Genomic DNA, 21722 nt, shown 5'->3' on the forward strand with positions numbered 1-21722 from the left:
TTCGTTTTTATTTACCCGTTAAACATTAAAAGCTTACATCAACACCCAGGGTATATTTTTTGGGGATAGGATAACCACTGCCATTGTAAATACCAAAGGCATCAACTTCTTCAGCATCAGGCACATTTGATTTCTGGAAAATATGCAGGTTATCAACCATGCCATATACCCTTAGGCGGCTCAGGTGCAGGTTTTTTAAAACTGCCGGGTTGAAAGTATATGATAAAGAAACCGTTTTTACACGCAGATAGCTTCCATTCTCGACCCAGGCCGAGCTAACAGCAGCATATTTATACCGGGTTCCGCTTACCGAGCTCAATGACGGATATTTAGCATTATCTCCGGGGTTTTGCCAGTAATTAATTCCACTTAAATCAGGAAAAGCGTTATTAGTAATATCATGGTATGGATCTGAATTACCATCATCTGTTGGTACCAGGTGCGATAACTTACCAACCAGGTAATCGTTATAAATATCGCGCCCCAGCGTAAAGGTGCAGAACACCGAAACGCTCCAGTTTTTGTAACTAAAAATATTATTAAAGCCACCGGTAAATTTAGGATTCGGGTTTCCGGCAGGCACATAATCTGTTTGGTCAAGCACACCATCGCCGTTTGAATCCTTCCATATCGGGTCGCCACCCTTGAATGGGTAACCGTAAAAGTTTAAAACCCCACCCGTTACCGGGTTTACAGGCACATCTTTATCAGTTTTATAAACACCTGTTTGCTGAAACAGGTTAAATTCATTGATAGGCTGTCCCTGCCTCAAAACAAACTTATCTAAATAAATATCGCGCCCGCCGTTTGGCAACGAGGTAATTTCATTTTGGTTATAGGCAATGTTAAAATCGGTTTCCCACTGAAAAGCACTTTTGGGATTAAAATAATGTGCAATAAAGGATGCTTCCAAACCACGGTTTTGTGTACCAATAGAGTTGGTTACAATAGTGGTATAGCCGGTGGTTACCGGCAAGTTTAAACTAAAAATACCCTGACTGGTGTTTTTAACATAGGCGTCGGCAACAAAATTAAAGCGGCCATCCAAAAAGGTAAGATCGACCCCAATATTGGCTTGCTTTGAATGTTCCCAGGTTAAATTTTTATTGCTCAAGCCTCCATTAAAATTGGGTGCTATAGCGGCAATACCATTATAAGTATTGGAAAGGTTTTGACCGGTTTGTGGACTGCTGCTACCTGTAAAACTACCTGCCCCTATGGTATAAGTATTGAATGACAGGTAATTGTCTCCGCTATCTGGCTGACGGCCGGCAATACCATAACTTGCGCGTAGCTTAAATAGAGTAAGCCAGTTTTTAGTACTTTTCATGAAGGGTTCATCACTAATGATCCAGCCTGCGGATACAGAAGGGAAGTAACCAACCCGTTTCCCTGGGCCAAACTTTGATGATGCATCGGCATTAAAAACCGCTGATAACAGGTAGCGTCCTTTAAAGTCGTAATTAAACCTTAAGAAACCGGTTTGAATACCACTCTCAATCAAATCAGAATAAGCATTCGAATTGCTTTTATTTAATACTTTAACAACGGATATCTGATCATTCGGGATCCCATCTGCTTCGGCATCAGTTGCCCTGTAAGTATGGTATTCGGTATTTTGCCCTAATAGCACATTGATATGGTGTATCTTGTTTAATGTGGTGCTAAACTGAATATTATTACTCATGAGGTAGTTGGCGGAATTATCAACGAAGCTTGATGCATAACCTAAACCGCTTTGCCTTACCACTCCTGGTGTATAAGCATCTCTCCTACTGCCCGCACTTTCATATGAAATAACTGTATTAAATAGCCAATGATCATTGATACGCCAGTCAATAGTAGGACTAATGGTAATGCTATTATTAGTATTGGCATCTGTTGATACATTTGAACTGCCATAAAGGAAATCTTTATTAGCCTGCCCCAGATATAAGTTTGATGGAGGTAGCGGACTATTAGCATAATACCCACCGGTAAATGGGTTTACATTACCGCTTAAGTCACTAAGTGAGGTAGGACGATCAACACGGTAAAAACGGATCTGCGTACTGATCTTTAACTTGGGCGATACGTTAATGCCAACCGTACTATTAAGTGCGTAACGTTGTAAGCCTGTTTTTTTGATAATTCCATCCTCATTATAATAATTTAAACCGTAACGGTAAGTAATCAGATCGTTACCACCGCTTATGGATAACTCATAATTATCTACCTTTCCTGTTTGATAGATGCCGCTCCGGTAATCATTGGCATTATTAAACGCGGGATTTAAGGTATCGGTTAATATTTGCGGAATGTTTTTAAGATTAGCATAATTACCATAATGATTAATTAAGGCTAATTTAGCCCTGGTTTCTTCGGCCCCCACAAGTACCTTATCCAGTTTTGGTTGATCTGTAATACCATGATAGGTAGAGAAATTTATCCTGGTTTTGCCAGCAGTACCCTTTTTGGTGGTAATGATGATAACCCCATTAGCTCCCCTTGAACCATAAATAGCTGCAGCAGAGGCATCTTTTAATATATCAATGTTATCAATATCATTAATCGGAATGCCCGCAAGTACATCTGTACCAGTACCTGTACCGTAATTAATTGCTGCGATATCCTCTGTGCTTTGTGGTACACCATCAATCACATATAATGGCCCTGAAATAGCCCTGGCTAAACTTGCTTTACCAGATGCAGACCCTGTATTGTTATCAATACTACGACTAACTGAGGTGTTACCCCTGAGTACCACATTACTCCTTACACCAGGCTCGCCCGAAAAATTCTGAACATTCAAACCGGCAACCCGGCCTTGCAACAAAGCATCAAAAGTTGGCGTAGGAATATCGGCGATAGTTTTAGGATCAACTGAAGTAATTGCGGCACTTACGCTCCTGCGCGAAACCTGCTGATAACCGATAACCACCACATCTTTAAGTACCTTTTGATCGGTCTTTAGAACCACTATTAAATTTGTATTAGATTCGGTTATCTTAATGGTTTGCGCCTCATAACCTAACATTCTTACTGTGATTGATTTACCAGCTTCTATCTTTAAGGTAAATCTTCCCGATGTATTGGCCGATACACCAGAAGCTGAACCTGTTAAAACAATAGATGCACCGGGCAGTGGGCCACTGGCGTCTTTAACTAAACCAGCTACGGTAACCTGGTTACCGGGGTTTTTAGCGTCTTGGGCATGCAATACAGGCATTCCCAACACCAACAGGATTGGAATGATGCACGTATAGTAAAGGAATTTTTTTTTGTAGAAAAAATTGATCATAATTTTTAATTAAATGAACAGTTAATGATTGTTTTGACCATAGAGATGCCATGGCAAATACGTAATAAGGAATTCTGGCAGCGGGTTGCTACCTGCTTTTAAATGCTAAGTCTTTGTTTCTTCATGCAGTTGAATTAAGTTAAACAATAAGTTAATAAAAATGATAAAACGTTTTATCAAAAATGACATAACAAGCCCTACCCGGTAGTATACCACCAATTTAAAATACGCTCGTTGGCTTAATTAAGCTTTAAAGCAATAAAACGTTTACCAAAAAATAAACCTGTAAGCTGTTTCCCAATTTATATACGCACAACAGCCTAATAAAACAAACAGTGTTTTTCGTCTCAACAAAAAACCTTAGAAAGGTATTGATAAAACGTTTTATCAATACGAAAATGTTTTACTTTAATAGATAGAATAATCAAATATAAGATAGTAAAATGTTTTACCAAATTTATATCACATTTTTTATCAAAAAACTTTATTTATTTCAATAAATTCATCAATAATGCCATAAAAAATAAAAAATGGCAATAATAAAAACAAACCTTTAGCTTTTTGACTGCCATTAGCCACAAAAAATTTGAATATTCTTAAAACAGAAAGGGTTTATAAGTGTAAAAATCTTACTTTTTCACTAAATTTTATTTTTTTGTTACGGTCGACCCACGTTCAATGAGTTTAGATGGTATCTGATATTTAATTTTTGACACGTCTCCCTTTTCCCCTCCCATTTGTGCCAATAAAAGATCAATAGCCGACTTTGCTATCTCATAAGTGGGCTGTTGTATAGTTGTGATCCCGGGCGGGTACAAACTAAATATTTCATTATCATCAAAACTGATCATGGCCAGGTCATGCGGAATATTTAGCTCAAGTTGCTTGATACTTTCTAATCCCATTGTACCTAAATAGTTTGTTGTAAAAAAAACAGCATCCATCTGTTTCTGTTGTTGTATAAAAGCCTTTACGGAGTTTATAGCTTTATCCTTATCGGTATCAAAAGGCAATTTAAATACTAGTTTTTTATCCTCTTTTATATTATTGGCTTTTAAGGCATCTTTATATCCGCGTGTGCGATCCTGTAATTGGATCAGGTCAAGATCAGCTGTTATTAAGCCAATTTTTTTATATCCGGCTTTTAATAGATGATCAACCGCATTAAAAGCGCTACCATGATTATCAACCAGCACATGGGGGATATCCAAGTCCGGAAAATAGCCATCTATTAATACTACAGGCTTTTCATTCGCTATCAAATTTTGTATATCCTTTTCCAGTCCCTTCATGGGGGTCACGATATAACCATCTACTAATTGCTGCGAAAGCATTCTGATCACATCCTTTCCCTTCTGGATGTTATTATTAGTACTACAGTAAATAATCCTGTATCCTTCCTTTTCGGCTTCTTCTTCTATTACTTTGGCCATTGCTCCAAAAAAAGGACCTCCAATGGTTTCAACTACGAGGCCGATTACTTTTGAAACACCGGTACGAAGGCCTACTGCCATCCGGTTGGGTTCATATCCATTTTTGGCTGCTACGTCTAATATTTTTTTAGTTATCTCTTTACTAATACGCCCTTTGCCATTTAAAACAAATGACACAGTTGTAATGGAGGTATTGGTAAGTTTTGCGATATCCTTTATGGATATTTTTTTATTTATCATTATACGTGGATCTCTCGTGATTTTTAGGTTTATCGTATTATCAGCAACAAATTAAGCAAATACCAGATTTATCAAAAATAAAAATTTATAACAATGCTGGCACACTTATTATTTTATTGTACCGGGCTCCGCAGCATTACCTTAAACGTTGTTTTTCTATAAATAATATACCGCTTGTTGGGTGAAGCCCTTTTTTAGTAATGTGGGCATAATTAATAAATATGCTTAAATTAACCTTCTTAATAAAAACCCTCTTTAATACTAAACATTGGTATATAAAAACGTTATGAGCATTACGCCCAAACTTACCCGTTTTGATCTTTCTATGATCGTTATCAGCCTGGTGATAGGCATGGGTATTTTTGCAACACCTGGCGAAGTAGCCATCAGTTCAAGTAACCCTTACCTGTATTTTGGCGCCTGGTTTTTTGGGGGTGCCGTTAGTTTATGCGGGGCCCTTACGTTTGCCGAAATAGGTGCGCGCTACCCTACTACCGGTGGATTTTACAAGGTTTTTTCCTATTGTTTTCACCCGGCATTTGCTTTTATGATCAACTGGATACTGGTGATCAGTAATGCTGCTTCTGTAGCTGCAGTAGCTCTTATTGGCGCTGAGTATATAAACCCTGTAATTATGCCCAAAAGCCTGCAAAATGATTTGGGTATCAAGATCATGACCATCACATCGGTACTCATTCTATATATCATTAATTTCCTGGGAATTAAAATGAGTGCCAGGACGCAAAATGTGCTTACAATATTTAAAATAAGCATGATCCTGATTCTTTGTACCGCGGTATTTAAAAGTCACATAGCCCCAGGAGCTTATAGGGTTATTGTACCACCCGATGATAATAATTATAATTTGAGTGCGTTCGGGATAAGCCTGGTTGCCGTATTCTTCACTTATGGTGGCTATCAACAAACTATTAACTTTGGAGGAGATATCATTAATGCCAAGCGTAACATCCCTAAAGCCATTTTCACTGGGATGATAACCGTTATATTTCTATATCTGCTAATCAACTTTGCTTATTATTCGGTCCTGGGCATAAAAGGTTTGCAGCATAAAACCGCGTTGGCCGCTACCCTTGCGGGCGCTATTTTTGGTTCGGTTGGCTATAAAATCATTTCATTGCTGATGTTTGTTTCGGTGCTTGCTTTCATTAACGTTAATATCATGGCCAATCCGCGGGTTTATTATGCCATGGCCGAAGATGGAATTTTACCCCATCGTTTCAAGCGCGTTAACCAGCAAACACAAGTACAAGAATTTGGCCTGAGCTTTTTTGTAGTGGCGGTCCTCCTTATACTATTTTTTATAAGTTCATTTCAAAAGATACTCAGTTACGTGATGTTTTTTGATACCATCGGACTTTCCACAGCGGCGGTTACTATTTTTATTTTAAGAAAAAAAACCAAGCATCTTGACAGAACAGGTATTTATACCATAAAATGGTATCCTGTAATCCCTATTATTTTTATAGTTGCTTATTGGTTTGTTACCGTAAGTATCTTTATTGAAAACCCCATGGCTGCGTTTATATGCCTTTGTGCATTTGTTACCGGTCTTATTATATATTTTATTACTAAAAACAGGCAGAACACCATTATAATACCTTAACTATGGAGCTTTCATTTATATTAAATGAATTGGGGGAAGAAAGAGAAAATTACTTCAACGCGGTTTCGCCACCCATCATACAATCAAGTAATTTCACCTTTAATACGGTTACGGCGTTGAGACAGGCTATGGCCGATGAATTTGATACCAATTTGTATTCAAGGGGGCAAAATCCAACATTGAGTATATTGCGAAAAAAGCTAGCCGCCCTTGATGGCGCGGATGATGCTTTGATATTTAGCAGTGGTATTGGAGCCATAAGTGTTCCGCTACTTGCGTTGTTAAAATCCGGTGATCATATTGTGGCTGTCGAAAGCCCCTACAGCTGGACAATAAAGCTATTCAAAGAGCTTTTACCTAAATTTGGCATAAACACCACTTTTATTGATGGTACTGTTTATGAAAATTTTGAAACAGCTGTTACTCCTCAAACACGATTGATCTTTTTAGAAAGCCCTAACACTTTTAGTTACGAATTACAGGACATCAAAAAGGTCGCGGCATTTGCCAGGTCGCGGGGTATTATATCCATGATCGATAACAGTTACTGCAGCCCCATATACCAGCAACCCATCAATATGGGTATCGATCTGGTGGCTCAATCGGCCACCAAATACATCGGAGGGCATTCAGATGTTGTAGCAGGCGTATTAACTGGGAGTAAGGAGTTGATCAGACATATATTTGACCATGAATTCATGAACTTGGGTCCTGCTATTTCGCCTCACTCTGCATGGTTATTGTTAAGAGGACTAAGAACCCTGCCCCTGCGTTTACAACGTAGCTTTGAAAGTACAGGAATTATTACGCAATGGTTACAAAACCAGGAACACATACAACAGGTGATATGGCCTTTCAGTGCAGGATTTAAACAAACACAACTGGCGCACGAACAAATGCAGGGTTGCGGCGGGTTATTTAGTTTTAGTTTAAAAAATTCTTCATTTAAAAAAATAGAAGCGTTTTGCAATAACCTGCAGCATATATTGCTGGCTGTTTCCTGGGGCGGGCACGAAAGTTTGATATTGCCATCAATAGCATCTATTTCAGAGCAGGAATATGAGGCAACTGATGAGCGCCTTCAACTGATCAGGATGTATGTAGGTTTAGAAGATACTGAGTATCTTATTCAAGATCTTAAGCAGGCATTAGCTAAAATTTGATTTTGTTAAACAATCAGTAATTTACCCTAAATCATATCAGCTTGCCAGATCATGTCTTAAAAAAGCTTCCCATGTTACCCGTCCATAACTATTAGTTGGCCAAATATTATTCTCAGACCGGTACCTGTCATATTCTTCACTTTGGAACGGCCGTACTTTTAGTTCATCCTTGCGCCTAAGTACATGGAGATATGTTTTTGCCATTTCTTCAAATTTAAGCAGTTCGGGTCCTCCTACTCCACGAACCAGGCCTACAGGTTCCCGCTGAGCTACGTCGATTAGCAATGTCGCAGCTTCTTTTACTTCTATTGATTGAAAATGCATGCCATCAGGTATAGCCAGCGTTCCATTTTCCTTATCCAATGTTTTTAAAATAGAGAGTACATAATTATGGAACTGAGTAGTGCGTAAAACTGAGAATGGGATCCCGCTGGCCGCTATCATTTGCTCTACCCTTATTTTGGTTTGATAATAAGCGTAATTACTTTTATCAACATTAATGATAGAAATGTAAACAAAATGCAGGGTTTTATCGCGGTCTATCACATTCAATAAATTTTGCGTTCCCTTGATATCCACACTTTGCGTGTCCTTAGGGTTACTCGCACAATGAATAATAATATCGGCATCCTGCGTGGCTTCTTCCAAACCCCTGTTTGAGGCCAGATCGCCTTTTATCAGCAGTACGCCTGCCGGGACAACGGCGTTCTTCTTTGAGCTTAATACACTAACTCTATAATTAATAGATAGCAACTGATCTACAACTTCTCTTCCCAGCAGGCCGGTACCCCCTGTCACTAATACATTCTTCATCTGTTAAGCTTTTGTAATAAATAATTAATAAGGTATAGGTTTGATGAATTATTTTAGTTTTTATTTGATTGCTCCAAAACAGGTCGGGGATCAAATATTACCCTGAACGAGTTTATTTTGCCATCATTAACCTGGTACCACCCGCAACTGAATATGGTGATATGTCCCATATCAATATCATAAAACAAACAAACATCATCTCCTTCGGCAATGGTTTTTTTCAGATCATACTTAAACTTCATTTTCTGCATGTCGTTCATATATGCATCTGCCCCATCCCGCGTACCTAATACACCTTTAAAGGTCATATCTGTTGCTAAATATTTGCGGGCAGCAGCAAAGTCTTCTTTATTCATCGCCTCTATAAAAGCCATTACTACTTCCCTGGCATTTTTGGTTGATTTTGCTGTATCACTTTCCATATTATTATTCAGATCAATCGTTATTATATAATAATAAATAAAACAACCTTAATGTTTTCATAAATAACAAAAAGCCACAGGGTTTATGGAACGCAGTAAATAAGGAGTAATAAACGTTTTCGCCTTATAACCTTGTTAGTTTAATGTAGACATGGTTTCTACAAGGTTTTCGCAAAAAATATATGCCTATTCTGATTCTTTTTATCTTTTAATTAACTGCATTTGTATTTCTGAAGGCTGAACTCATTATCAAACTTAGATTATCCTTTTTTTAAACCTTATATGAAATTTAAACTATTATTAATTGTGGTTGTGGCCTATTGCTGCAATTGCCCGCTTATGCTAAAACCTTGTTTTTAACCAGCCGGTCGGGGCTATATTCTGTTAATTTACAGTAGCGAGAAAAATTTCAGTGATCATTGTCCAGTTTTCGTTTGCTCGTTCGTATCTATAGTAACAAACAGGAAAAACGAATTTTAAAGCATACCACCATGATCATTGTAAAAGTTAACTATACCGTAAAACAGGAATTTGCTGCACAGAACCAGGAAAACATCCAATTATTTTTAAAGGATCTTCAGCAAATGAACCATCCCGATTTCAGATACAATGTTTACCAGGGACCGGATGGAAAAACATTCACCCACTTATCGCATTTCAAAACCGAGGCGATACAGCAAATAGTTTTGAATGTACCCTCATTTAAGTATTTCCAGCAGCAACGGGACAATAGTGGTCTGGAAGCACAGCCCCAACTAGAAGTGATGGACCTGATAGGCTCATCTGCCTGCATTTTCGATTGGCCGGTTTTTTAAATAAGAGTTGTTTACTATAAAAAAGCCCCATTGCCATAATGATGGCGACGGGGCTTTTAAATTTTGGCGAATATTTCTTTCAGGCTTACTTATCCAATCCACCCCTTCGGATAGCTTTAACCTGCACGGGCCATTTAATGCCTTCCGTTTTTGTATTGGTGGTTTTAGCCGGATCTTCGCTGGCCATATAGGCCAAAATAGCGGCCAGTATGGCGTTATTCTTCAGATCGTCGAAAACTACCTTATCATACGTATCGCGGTTAGTATGCCAGGTATAAGAACCGTACGACCAGTTTAGCGAGCTCAACGAAAAACCAGGGGCGCCAACGGCTACAAACGAAGCAAAATCAGAGCCACCACCGCCAGGCTGACCCGGGAAGTTGGTTTTGATGCGGTTTTTGATAGTATCGGGTACGGCCTCCAGCCAACGGGTTAAATAATCCTTAGCCTCCACAAAACCCTGTCCCGATAAGTTTACAACCCTTCCGGTGCCATTGTCCTGGTTAAACAGGGCTTGCAGGTTCTGTACAATTTCGGGGTGATCCTCCACAAAAGCGCGCGAGCCGTTCAGGCCCTCTTCTTCGCTGCCCCAATGGCCAACTAATATGGTACGTTTCGGGTGAGGGTAATATTTTTTCAGCAAGCGCATAGCCTCCATCATGGTCAGCGTTCCGGTGCCATTATCTGTAGCGCCGGTGCCACCATCCCAGGAATCAAAGTGGGCAGATAACATCACATATTCGTTAGGTTTTTCGCTGCCTTTTATTTCGGCAATGGTGTTAAAGGTAGGTACTACACCCAGTTCTTTCGACTCGGTATGCATGCTGATCACCGGCTTGCCACCCGATTCACTCAGCCTGTACAACATACCATAATCTTCCAGGGCGATATCAACCGTAGGGACTATTTTGGTATAAGCGCCAAATATTTTATCCACTCCAAAACCAGCCGACCAGTTATTGGTCAATATGCCAGCAGCACCGGCTTTTTCAAGCGCTACAGGTAGTGTGCGGGTGGTATAGCCCGTTTTGCTGATGCGTTTACGCCAGGCATCAGTAGCGGCTGTGCGTTCGGCTTTCATCTTATCAAATGATTCTTTAAGGGCAAATTCCTGCCAGTTATAGTCGGGCCGGCCGGTTGGCTGGCACATGGATATCATTACAAATTTGCCTTTTACGTTGGGCAGCCATTGCGCAAAAGCTACAGAATCTGCCAGATCCGGAAGGATGATTACCTCGGCACTTACCGTATTTTTACCCATACCCGGGCTCCAGGCAAGTTGGGTGCCTTCCAATGATTTTACACGTGGCGATATCATGTCAATGTGCGAGATACCCCGCTCCCATCCACGCCATTCGCCCCATTTTTCGTTATGGGCATCTATATTCCAGGTTTTATATTTGGCTACCGCCCAGTCATTAGCCTGTTTCATTTGGGGTGTGCCCACCAAACGGGGACCGATGCCGTCAAAAAGTTCATGGGCCAGTTTTTCGAGCTGCGAGTTATTGGTTTCTTCCTGCATAATGCCGTCGATGACCGCTTTGCTGGATTGTGCCTGGCTTATACCGCTGCAAAGCAGGGCACTTACCATTAACGGAATGGCTTTACGCCAACAATTAGTGAGTAGATTAAGATCAGTTGTTTTCATGAACCTAATTTATAAAAATTGAACGGCCCTTTATAATTTTGTTCTGTAAAAGTGGGTTTACATGGTTTACACTTTTTAGGGTTAACATAAACTTAACTAATTGACAATAAGTTAGTTATAATATTTTTCCTCCAAAAAGTGTAAACCCACTTTTTATCAAGTTTAGGCCTCTTAAATTCCCTCCCGAGGGAGGGATGTGATGGGATAGTACAGTAGCAGGGAGGGATTGATTCGTGATGCAAGCAGCATAAAACCCCTCCCTACCCCTCCCGAGGGAGGGAATCGCACACTCCCATGCTTTAAATCCTCTCAGGGGTCTGTAACATGGTTTTCCATTCCCGAATTCACATTTACTTATTATTTTTTAAGCATAATTTAACTTCTGAGCAAACAATTTTTAGCAAATCATACTTTTTAGTCCGGATAAACTATATTTGTTAATTCCAAATCATCAAAATTTACCATGAAATTATTTGTTGGCGGCTTTCCTCTTGATATTGCAGAAATTGAATTAGTTAAAATATTCAATTCCTACGGCACTGTTAATACTATCAAGATTGTACGGGATAAAAAGACCCGTAAATGCAAAGGATACGCTTTCCTGGAAATGACCGACCAGGCCGGGGCCGACCGTGCCATTGAAGGACTTGACGGCACCCCCATGGGCGACCGTATACTCAGTGTAAAACAAGCTGCTGATAAACCTGCCGCCAAACCACCAATGCAGCAACGCAGCTTTCGCCCGCAACATAGCAATTATATCAAAACAGACCGGAGCAGTAGTACCGGGAGCTCTGCCGGTGGCACTACGGTAAAAAAACGCCCGAGAATATAGGGTGATTACCCATTAATAAAGAATATGCTGCAAGGGGGTTGTCACTCTGAGCTCCGTTAAAAGAGCCAGGGCTTTGTGCGATTCCTTCCCTCGGGAGGGGGTTTCATCGCTTGATAATTCTGCCGCTTGTATAAACCCCTCCTGCCATTACCCCTGCCCTACGCGCCGCTCTCGTGGGGAGGGAACTGAAAAAGATTTCCCCAGACCTTTACCGCTTTACTTTCTCCACCGTTCCAAAACGTTCCATCACTTTATTAATGGTGACGCTGTCGCGCAATACGCTCAAGCGCATCCGGGTCATGGCATAATCTGATATTTGCCAGCCGAGTGGTAATACAGGCCATATATGGGTATTAGGTACCCTTTCGGCAGTGGGGCGGAACAGGAAAAAGCCATAATGCTTTATCCTCGACATGGAATAATTCCAGTCTTCAGATTTTTTCATATAGCCCACACGGCTATTCAAAATACCTACAGGTGGCGCCAATGGCTCAAATAAGTTGCCTGGTTTGCCTGCATCTTCTGTTTGCTGTACAGAGTTGGGCAGCGACAGGAATTGCGGCTGGATATGGCTAAATACAGCGTCTTCTTTGATCAGTTTAGTCCGCACCCGTTCAAAAACCGTTAACACGCCCAGTGAGGTTTCCGCGCCCGAATTATCCCAGGTACCTCCATCGGTAAAATGATGTTTGCCATTGAGTTTAGCCGTAGGGCTTACATAAGGGAACCGGGCGCTCAAAAAAGCGGCTGTGCTGAGGCGCAGATCTCCGGGGTCTTCAATTTCCTGCTCCAGGAATATGGTGGAAGGAAAATCAAGGCTATCCAGCAATACCGGGGCCGATATACCTTTTTTACCGCTATCCACATCAAATGTATTGGCAAACAGTAAGGGTACTTCATAATTGCTGCCTTTCCACATCCTCCCTAAAGTAACCTTCATATCCAGATAACGTGCATGGGTATGCCGCTCCCAGTCCTCCTCCATCAGTCTTGCCCTATCGGCCCAGGGGGCTATTCCTAATGATGATGCCAGCATATCCCTCCCCAATAAGGCAACTATATTGGAGGTGAGATAATCATTCCGATAGATGACCAGCGAGTTAACCGGGTAAAAAACAGTATCCTTTACCGGATTTTGCCGGTGCTGATACCTCGCATTGCTCAATAATGATAAACCTATAGTGCCTCCGGATGCTCCGGAATAGGAAAAAACATAATGCTGAAAATCACGTGTATTTGCCCCGTCAGGATAGCGGTTTTTTAGCAGGCTATCCAGCGTACCCACAACCATTGTTGTCCAAACGGTGGCACGTAGCCCCCCGCCATAAGCATTTACAAAAAACACAGGATAAGGTTTATCGGGGTTTCTGGCCACAAAATCTTTAATTTCCTGTTTACGGCTTTTGAGCCAATTTTCGGTATAGCGGTCTAAAGAATCCAATGATTTGTGATAACCTTCCTCCTTCTGAACAAAAGCTTCATGATAGGTGGTTATAGTACTGATCGACCTGAATAGTGTAAACATCAGCAAAAAAGTGATCAAACTAAAGCCTGTCTTTTTTCCAGCGAACAATAAAAAGGAAAAGAACAACAGGTAGCCCGCGGCCGCGCACAATACAATAGGCATGGTATAATAACGGTTGCCACTGGTTAGTTCATTTAAAAATGGCGGAAAGTTACACAGGACAAAAAACAGCAAAGCTATCACACCGCAAAAGCTTATCCACGGTGCAGCATGCCATTTCCGAATGCCAAGGGTACCCGTACGCAAGGCAGTAGTGATCACAAACATGGCCGATAGAAAGAACAAATCGAGCGACAGATATGCCAGGAAATGCGGTTCGCGGTTGCGCTTTCCATCAATACTGCCCCAAATGATCATGGGTAATATCAAGGCAGCCATACTCACCCAAAAACGCCACACAACTACGTTGCCCTGTGATTTAAACAGCTTATCTATCCATTTATACCTCAATACGATCTTATAAAAAATGAGCGATGCCAGCAGCAGAATCAGCGGAGGCACATCTTTCAACAGGTAATCGATCTGATAGGCGTTCATGGTTTGCAGGATACCGGTAGCAGGTATCAGGAAAGCGGCAGCACCGAACAACCGGGCAGTTTCTACCTTAAGAGATGGTCTGGAACCCGCGGGCAAACGGCTGGTGTCAAAATCAACAGGCCCTATAAAAAACCGTTTATAGCTTATTTTGATGGCGTTATCAATAACCTTAGGTAAATGCCAGCACATCAGCGCCAGCAAAGTTATGGCCAGCAGAAAATAAAAACTGGCCCAGCGCGAGGTATTAATCGAGAGCAACATATCCTGGATCTGTGCGCTGATAAAAAGCCCCAGAAAAAAAACCAGCAGCGTGATCAGTACGATACGGAAACGCCAGGAATAGGTGAGCAGGCGCCCTATCCAGGCGGTTGTATAATCCAACCAAAACCGGGGTTTACCCAGCTTAAAGCCTTCGTAAAGTAATTTGCACGCTATAAAAATCAGCAGCAGGTATTTGATACATGCCGGTAAACCAATAAGTAAAGCATCGGGTAAAGGCAGCTTCAGTTTAAAATGCTGCAAAGCCCGGTTGGTCATGATGTTCTCAAACACATCCAGCAGCGCTGCCAGGAGCACTATTGAACTTAACGTGATCACACTATGCTGCGATATCACCCGGCGACGGCGGTTAGCCTTTTGGCTTCCTATCCGGAAGATGAGAATGAGCAGGATACCTACATAAATCCCGATGAAAGTATAATCGGCATTGTTCCGGAAAACCGCGGTTTCGATACCCGTGACGGTTTCGGGATAAGTGGTTTCGCGGGTATAGATCTGGTTTTTCTTAAACCCGGCCTGCCATTCTTTTAGGATAGAATCCCTGCGGGCATTGCTGGTATTGATTTCCCAGTTGATGATACCCGATGGCGTGTACTTGGTTACAATGAGGTAATTATCCTTCAGCGTCATACTGCCGACAACTAATAAGGCCATCAGCAATAATGAAAAAATGGACGAAAAATGACGGTTGACCCAATTCTGTAAACGCCGGAACATATCAATGTGAATAACCTAAAGTTACGGAAAAAAGTATGATCGATGGGTTATTTGGGTGTATTTTAAATTGTTGTATGGTATCGACTCAACCCGTTTTTTCCCCATGCGTCATTGCGAGGAGGAACGACGTGGCAATCCCCGGTATACGGAACGTCTCTGTAAGTCGGGGATTGCTACGCTCGCAATGACGCGTGGAGGAAAAGCAGGGGCAAGGCTTTTATCCCACAAGCCTTAAACCTTAGCATACAACTCCTCTATCCTCTCCAACGGAACACCTTTGGTTTCGAACACATAGCGGCTCACAAACAATACCATGCTGATATTGATGATGCCATAAACCCCAAAGGTATACACTGGCCCCAGCTGCGCAAGCATCACCGGGAAGGTAAGCGAAACGATGGAATTGGCCACCCAGTTACCAAACACCGCAATAGATGTTGCCGTACCACGAACCCGGTTGGGGAATATCTCGGCCACGTACACCCACAGCACTACGCCCCAGGTACAGGCAAAACCGCCTATGTAAACAAATATGGTTAGCAGTACAAAGTAGTTATGCAGCATGTCGAAATGAAACAGCGCAGCCAGCACAAACATGCAAAGCCCCATGATCACCGAGCCGACGAGCAACAGCTTTTTACGCCCAAGCCTGTCAATCAGCGGGAAAGCCAGGATAGTAAATATCAGGTTAACCACACCGGTTAACATGGTTTGGAATAATACGCTACCGCCTACATGTACTTTTTCAAATATAAGAGGTGCATAGTAAAATACGATATTGATACCTGTAAGCTGGGCTATGGAGGCAAATACAAGGCCGATGATCACCACTTTTCGGAAACGCGGGGTAAATACTTCTTTCAGGGCCGAAGTATCTTCCGTTGCTATATCCTTACTAACCAGCTCAACCTGCTCCACGCTTTCGGTTTTGGAATAGATATGATCAAACACACGCTGAGCGTCTTTTATTTTGTTTTTGGCGATGAGCCAGCGCGGACTTTCGGGTACCAGCAGCAGCAGGATAAAGAAAATAACCGAAGGCACCACCGCCGCGGCCAGCATATAGCGCCAGATATTTCCATCATTTAAAAAACCGAAAGGCGCTTTAGCTATCACATAATTGGAGATGAACGACAGCAAAATACCCGTTACAATGGCAAGTTGCTGCAGCATACCCAACCTGCCCCTAAATTTTGGCGGCGCCACCTCTGATATATAAATAGGCGCCAGGGTTGATGCCATACCGATAGCTACCCCGCCTATAAAGCGGTACACCACCAATTGCACATAACTACCCGCGATGCCACTCCCCAAAGCCGCGATGATGTATAATATAGAGGTTACGATCATCAATTTCTTTCGTCCGAACTGATCTGCCAGGCTACCGGCAAACAGGGCTCCAGGGATACAGCCTATGGATGCAGCCGCTACTACCAAACCAACTTCTGCGTCGCTGAGCGAAAAAACGGGTTTGAGATATTGCAACGAGCCCGCTATTACGGCGGTATCAAAGCCAAATAATAGTCCGCCCAGGGCAGCCACAATAGAAATTAAAATGGTATAACTTTTCATAAAGCAGAGTGGTTAACGGTAAAGCCCCAAGCCGGGGTAATTGGTTTATAAACCCGATTTAGCAGTGCTAAAATCGACGCTTTACAAATATATAATTCCCCTGCACATTTAAGTCGTTCATTTTATATGTCAATGGAAATCGGTTTTAAATAGGAGGCACCTACAGAGCCAACACTTTTTCTATACTTTATCTATAAACAGGTTACTCCTCCGGAGCTTAAGCAATGGTACAAACACGACTCTGGATGAGTAACCTGTTTATAGGCCGAAAACATTAGTTCAAAGGCTCCGGCAGGGCACCTCCTATCCTGTCATTTGTTTTTAAAGCCATTTTCTTGATTAACCATCTGCTTTTTGTCAGCAAATTGTTATTTAAATGGTTGAAGTGCATTCAAAATATACCGATTGGTATATATTTGCATCATGAAAAAAATCTGGTCATATTTTCAATCTATCCATATAACTGATCACTAAAAAAATTTATCCAAAAATATACCGATTGGTATAATATATATTATGAACGCCATCAAACGACAAATCCTCCTCATCACGGTAATAGCCGCCGCTATTATGGAACTGATTGACACCTCCATTGTGAACGTAGCGCTCAACTACATGAGCGGTAACCTGGGCGCCACACTCGAAGATATTTCCTGGGTGATCACCTCCTACGCCATCGCCAACGTGATCATTATCCCCATGACCAGCTTTTTGGTGAACAACCTGGGGCGCCGCAATTATTACATCGGCTCCATTATTCTGTTTACCTTTTGCTCATTTATGTGCGGTAACGCCACTAATATATGGGAGCTGGTGAGCTTCCGGTTTTTGCAGGGTTTGGGAGGCGGCGCGCTGCTTTCCGTTTCGGCAACGGTGGTTTATGAGCTTTTCCCAAAGGAGAAACAAGCCACCGCGAGCGCCTTGTTTGGTATTGGTGTGTTCATCGGGCCAACTATTGGGCCAACATTGGGTGGTTATATCACCGAAAATTTCTCCTGGCCATGGATCTTTTATATCAACATTCCCATTGGCATAGCTGCCGCGATCTCCTGCTACTTCTTGCTGCACGAGCCCGCTATCAGGCAAAAGATCAAACATATCGACTGGACAGGTATCATCCTGCTCATCGTAGGCATTGGCTCCTTACAGGTGGTGCTGGAGCGCGGTGAAACCGACGATTGGTTTTCTGCCGGGTATATCGTTTTTTTAACTGTGGTGGCCAGCCTGGCGCTTACCACCTTTATTATCTGGGAGTTGTATACCGAAAATCCTGTGGTGAACCTGCGTATCCTCCGGTTCAGATCGTTAAGTATTGCGGCTGTGCTTACTTTTATCACGGGTATGGGTATGTATACTTCCATTTATTTGACCCCTGTGGTGGCACAGCGCCTGCTTAATTTTACCCCTACCCAATCCGGTCTGTTGCTTTTGCCTGGGTCTGTCATAGCCGTTCTGGCGCTCATCATTACCGGGAAGATGCTGCAAAAGGGCGTTCCCGCAGCGCTGATTGTGTTTTTTGGCTTTATGTGCTTTATATATTTCAACTGGTCGATGTCGAGGATCAATCTGCAATCGCCGGCTATCGACCTTACTTTAAACCTCATTTTCAGGGCGATAGGCATGGCTTTGTTAACCGTGCCGCTGGGCACGCTGGCTGTATCAGCGCTGGAACCCAAGGATATGCCCCAGGGAACAGCACTCAATAATATGATGCGGCAACTGGGTGGCTCGTTTGGTATTTCCATCATTAATACCTATGTAGCCCGGCGCATAGCCTCGCACCGGATGGACCTCATCACCCACATTACACCCGATAATCCCGCGTTTATTAACCGGATAAATGGTTATGCCGCGTCTTTCATACAAAAAGGCTTCGGTTTACTGGATGCTAAACAGAAGGCTATGCTGTTGGTTGAGAAAGTGGTGGTTCAGCAATCGTCCTTTTCCAGCTACCTGGATGGTTTTTTCCTGATCGGTTTGTTTTTTGCCATTGTACTGCCGCTATTGCTTTTTGTGGCTAAACGCGATAAGAAGAAACCGCTGGTTATCCCCTCATCAGATCATTAACATTTGGGGTTGAAAAGACTTTTTAAACCATGGATTTTAACATTTTCTTGATCAAAAACGGGCAAAAAACATTCAGAAACGAGCCCAAAAACATAGATGATATCGCTTTTAACAAATTTCGATATGGTTTTGAACCGTTTTAAAAACTTTAAAAAGTATTAATTTATTGGCTATCAAATAATCAATAAAATTCAGCCATGCCGAACTTGTTTCGGCACCCCACAAACCAAGTGTGTGACATGAAGCTGAATCTGTCCTGTGGGATCCTGAAACAAGTTCATGATGACTTAATGTGTTATCCAATCCAGCCATACCATTATCCTCCATTTTTAAATTTTGCTGGAATAGGTTATTTTTACGGATATCGTTAATCTGAATAAGGCATGGTTGAGATATTCCAGGATATCCGTAAAATATATATGTTCAGCAGGCCTTGCGAAGAACTGCTTCCGCATATTGAATTTTACTCCCAATCGGTTTTAGATCATTCCGCCCAGGATATAAAACATGAATTTTCTACCGTAAAAATGTTCCCCAGCTGGACGCCTACCTTTTATATTAACCTGGGCAGTCCGTATTATATCGATCTAAAAAATACCCGTCACTATGTAAAAGGAGACGAGGACATTTTAATATTGCGCAATGAGGATGTAACCCGGCACAAACTCCCCGCCGATAATATATTTACAGTCAAATTTAATCCCGGTGGCCTGGAGGCCATTCTGGGCTTAAACCAGGTTTGGGTTATGGACAAGATCATTCCCCTCCACCAGGTTTTGCCCTGGCAGTTGCTCCAAAAAATAAAACAACCCATTAGTTTTGAAGAAAGGGTACAAATTGTTCAATCTTACCTCTTAGCGGCGTACCATCAATTAAATAACCAGGATCATTATGTAAAAATGGTTAATGATAGTATTGGCGAATATCGGGCCGCGGGTATGCAATTAAATACATCTCAGGTTGCCGAAAAATTGTTTATTACCTCCAAAACCATCAACCGTTATTTCAACAGGGTAATTGGTATCTCTCCTAAAAATTACTTTTCTATTCTGCGGGGCAGAATTGCGTTAACATCCTTTATGAAGGATAAAGAAAACTTTATCCCGATGGATTATGGTTATTATGATCTGAGCCATTTTCATAAGGACATCGTTAACTTTACCGGCCAAAGGCTCACAAAGCATCTGTGATAATTTGTCCGTTTTTTACTTTCGGCGGGCAATATCATTCCTTTTATTTGTATGCTAAACAGCACTCATGAAAAAATTATTTGTTGCCTTGCTTTTTGCCACGTGTCTTTGCCAGAACCTATACAGCCAAAAGTACAAACCTGTTATTGAGCCTTTTCCCGGAATGGTTAAAGCAGACTCCCGCTTAATTTTAAAAACAGGCTACCTGGTTGTACCCGAAAACAGAAATAAACCGACTGGACGGAAGGTAAAGGTCCCGTTTTTATTTGTACGCCGACCGGATCAGGATGCGCGTAAAAACATCACACTTTACACAACCGGCGGACCAGGTTACAGCACAACAGCAAATATTTACAGTATCAGCTATAATTCCGGCTGGCTAGCCTATGGCGGCTTTATCGCTTTTGATCAACGAGGCACCAAACGTGCAAAACCCTGCCTGGATTGCATGGAGGTAGCATCGGCCATTAAACGTAGTTACCGGGAAGGGAAAAACAGGGATAGTTTAGTATCAGCAGCAGTTAAGCAATGCCGGACCAACTTTGTACAGCAAGGTATCGACCTATCGGCGTACAATACTATCGAAAGCGCCGAAGATATCAATGATTTAAGATTAGCGTTAAATATCGATTCGCTTAACCTGGTGGGAATATCTTATAGCGGAGGTTTGATGCTTACCGTGGCCCGGAACCATCCCGAAGGTGTTCGTACCCTGATTTTAAATTCACCGCTTCCAGGTTATGTAAACTTTGAAGAACACGCTTTATTCAATATCAACGAGGCGCTGGAGCAGGTATTCCGCAATTGTGAAGCGGACTCTGCTGATACAAAATATAAAAATTTAAGGTCAGATTTTCATCAGTATTTCGCCTCCATCACCGGCAAAAAATTTACCCTTGCCTACCAGGAAAAAGATAGCAGTAAAAGTATTCGTATAAGCTACACCAAAAATGAATTGCTCGACGCGGTAATAAACCGGATGAATTCCAGTCAGGTTAATACCGTACCGGGTGTAATGATCGACCTGATAGCAGGTCGCCGCGATAAATATGTGCGGGAAGTGCTGGATGGCTATTTTGCAGGCGACACCCATATTTCCCTGGGTATGCGGTATTCTGTTTATTGCTCGGAGCAGATAGACTATGCCGACCCACTGTTAGGAAAACAACAGGACCAGGTACTGCCATGGTTAGCCGGGTATCCTTTTAACAATGTAAACCATGCCATATGCAGTTGCTGGCAGGTAAAGCCCGAACCAGCAATTGCCAAACAGCCTGTTTATTCCAGCGTTCCGGCATTGATCTCGGCCGGCGACATTGACCCCGATTGCAGACCGTTTTATAACCGGTTAATTAAACGATCTATGCCTAATAGCCAACTGCTTATTATACACAATAAGGGGCATGCCCCGGGTTTTTCTGTTGATGGAACGGATTACGTAAATCTTTTTTTGGCTAATCCCTACAAGCCACTCGCATCCCAATCTAAAAATTTGATTGTGGAGTGATGGGGTGTTAATAAAATCATGTCATTGCGAGGTGGTACGACGAAGCAATCTCGTA

At 42.0% G+C, this 21722-nt stretch carries 14 protein-coding genes; 7 read left to right on the forward strand and 7 right to left on the reverse strand.

What is annotated here, in order from left to right; all coding sequences use genetic code 11:
* Positions 1-25: 25 nt before the first annotated feature.
* Positions 26-3280: a SusC/RagA family TonB-linked outer membrane protein gene (locus tag ACTJKG_RS11555; RefSeq protein WP_440739282.1), complete on the reverse strand. Its 3255-nt coding sequence runs from the start codon at positions 3278-3280 to the stop codon at positions 26-28.
* 647 nt (positions 3281-3927) lie between these two features.
* The gene (locus ACTJKG_RS11560) at positions 3928-4953 is read right to left on the reverse strand and encodes a LacI family DNA-binding transcriptional regulator (protein ID WP_172334791.1); all 1026 of its coding nucleotides are present in this window, start codon (positions 4951-4953) and stop codon (positions 3928-3930) included.
* Between the two features lie 286 nt (positions 4954-5239).
* Between ACTJKG_RS11560 and ACTJKG_RS11565 the strand changes: the two genes are divergently transcribed.
* On the forward strand, positions 5240-6577 hold the full coding sequence (locus tag ACTJKG_RS11565) for an APC family permease (protein ID WP_172334792.1): 1338 nt from the start codon (positions 5240-5242) through the stop codon (positions 6575-6577).
* A 2-nt stretch (positions 6578-6579) separates the two neighbouring features.
* Positions 6580-7740 (forward strand): trans-sulfuration enzyme family protein, encoded by a 1161-nt coding sequence (locus ACTJKG_RS11570; protein ID WP_440739283.1) that lies wholly within the window; start codon positions 6580-6582, stop codon positions 7738-7740.
* Positions 7741-7776: 36 nt separating this feature from the next.
* Here ACTJKG_RS11570 and ACTJKG_RS11575 read toward each other — a convergent pair whose 3' ends face one another.
* The gene (locus tag ACTJKG_RS11575; RefSeq protein WP_440739284.1) at positions 7777-8553 is read right to left on the reverse strand and encodes an SDR family oxidoreductase; all 777 of its coding nucleotides are present in this window, start codon (positions 8551-8553) and stop codon (positions 7777-7779) included.
* A gap of 53 nt (positions 8554-8606) precedes the next feature.
* Positions 8607-8975 carry a nuclear transport factor 2 family protein gene (locus ACTJKG_RS11580; protein WP_172334795.1) on the reverse strand — a complete coding sequence of 123 codons (369 nt, stop codon included), beginning with the start codon at positions 8973-8975 and terminating at the stop codon, positions 8607-8609.
* Positions 8976-9466: 491 nt separating this feature from the next.
* Here ACTJKG_RS11580 and ACTJKG_RS11585 point away from each other — a divergent pair, with 491 nt between their 5' ends.
* Positions 9467-9790 carry a hypothetical protein gene (locus ACTJKG_RS11585; RefSeq protein WP_172334796.1) on the forward strand — a complete coding sequence of 108 codons (324 nt, stop codon included), beginning with the start codon at positions 9467-9469 and terminating at the stop codon, positions 9788-9790.
* Between the two features lie 85 nt (positions 9791-9875).
* Here ACTJKG_RS11585 and ACTJKG_RS11590 read toward each other — a convergent pair whose 3' ends face one another.
* Positions 9876-11438, reverse strand: coding sequence for a M20/M25/M40 family metallo-hydrolase (locus tag ACTJKG_RS11590; RefSeq protein WP_440739285.1), 1563 nt, complete (start codon positions 11436-11438; stop codon positions 9876-9878).
* A gap of 463 nt (positions 11439-11901) precedes the next feature.
* Between ACTJKG_RS11590 and ACTJKG_RS11595 the strand changes: the two genes are divergently transcribed.
* Positions 11902-12273, forward strand: a complete 372-nt coding sequence (locus ACTJKG_RS11595) for an RNA recognition motif domain-containing protein (RefSeq protein ID WP_172334797.1) — start codon at positions 11902-11904, stop codon at positions 12271-12273.
* A gap of 208 nt (positions 12274-12481) precedes the next feature.
* On the opposite strand, the gene ACTJKG_RS11600 is transcribed toward ACTJKG_RS11595, so the two are convergent.
* Together ACTJKG_RS11600 and ACTJKG_RS11605 are read right to left on the reverse strand one after the other, a co-directional pair.
* Entirely contained in the window at positions 12482-15268 is a 2787-nt protein-coding gene (locus ACTJKG_RS11600; protein ID WP_440739286.1) for a hypothetical protein, read from the reverse strand.
* A 294-nt stretch (positions 15269-15562) separates the two neighbouring features.
* Positions 15563-16903, reverse strand: coding sequence for a sugar porter family MFS transporter (locus ACTJKG_RS11605; protein WP_172334799.1), 1341 nt, complete (start codon positions 16901-16903; stop codon positions 15563-15565).
* A 516-nt stretch (positions 16904-17419) separates the two neighbouring features.
* Between ACTJKG_RS11605 and ACTJKG_RS11610 the strand changes: the two genes are divergently transcribed.
* The 3 genes from ACTJKG_RS11610 (at position 17420) to ACTJKG_RS11620 (ending at position 21667) form a co-directional block, all read left to right on the forward strand.
* The gene (locus ACTJKG_RS11610) at positions 17420-18970 is read left to right on the forward strand and encodes a DHA2 family efflux MFS transporter permease subunit (RefSeq protein ID WP_440739287.1); all 1551 of its coding nucleotides are present in this window, start codon (positions 17420-17422) and stop codon (positions 18968-18970) included.
* Positions 18971-19353: 383 nt separating this feature from the next.
* Complete coding sequence (locus ACTJKG_RS11615) at positions 19354-20160, forward strand: AraC family transcriptional regulator (protein ID WP_172334801.1); 807 nt, start codon at positions 19354-19356, stop codon at positions 20158-20160.
* A gap of 67 nt (positions 20161-20227) precedes the next feature.
* The gene (locus ACTJKG_RS11620) at positions 20228-21667 is read left to right on the forward strand and encodes an alpha/beta fold hydrolase (RefSeq protein WP_440739288.1); all 1440 of its coding nucleotides are present in this window, start codon (positions 20228-20230) and stop codon (positions 21665-21667) included.
* Positions 21668-21722: the final 55 nt, after the last annotated feature.

Source organism: Mucilaginibacter sp. 22184 (assembly GCF_052045695.1).
Classification (GTDB): domain Bacteria; phylum Bacteroidota; class Bacteroidia; order Sphingobacteriales; family Sphingobacteriaceae; genus Mucilaginibacter.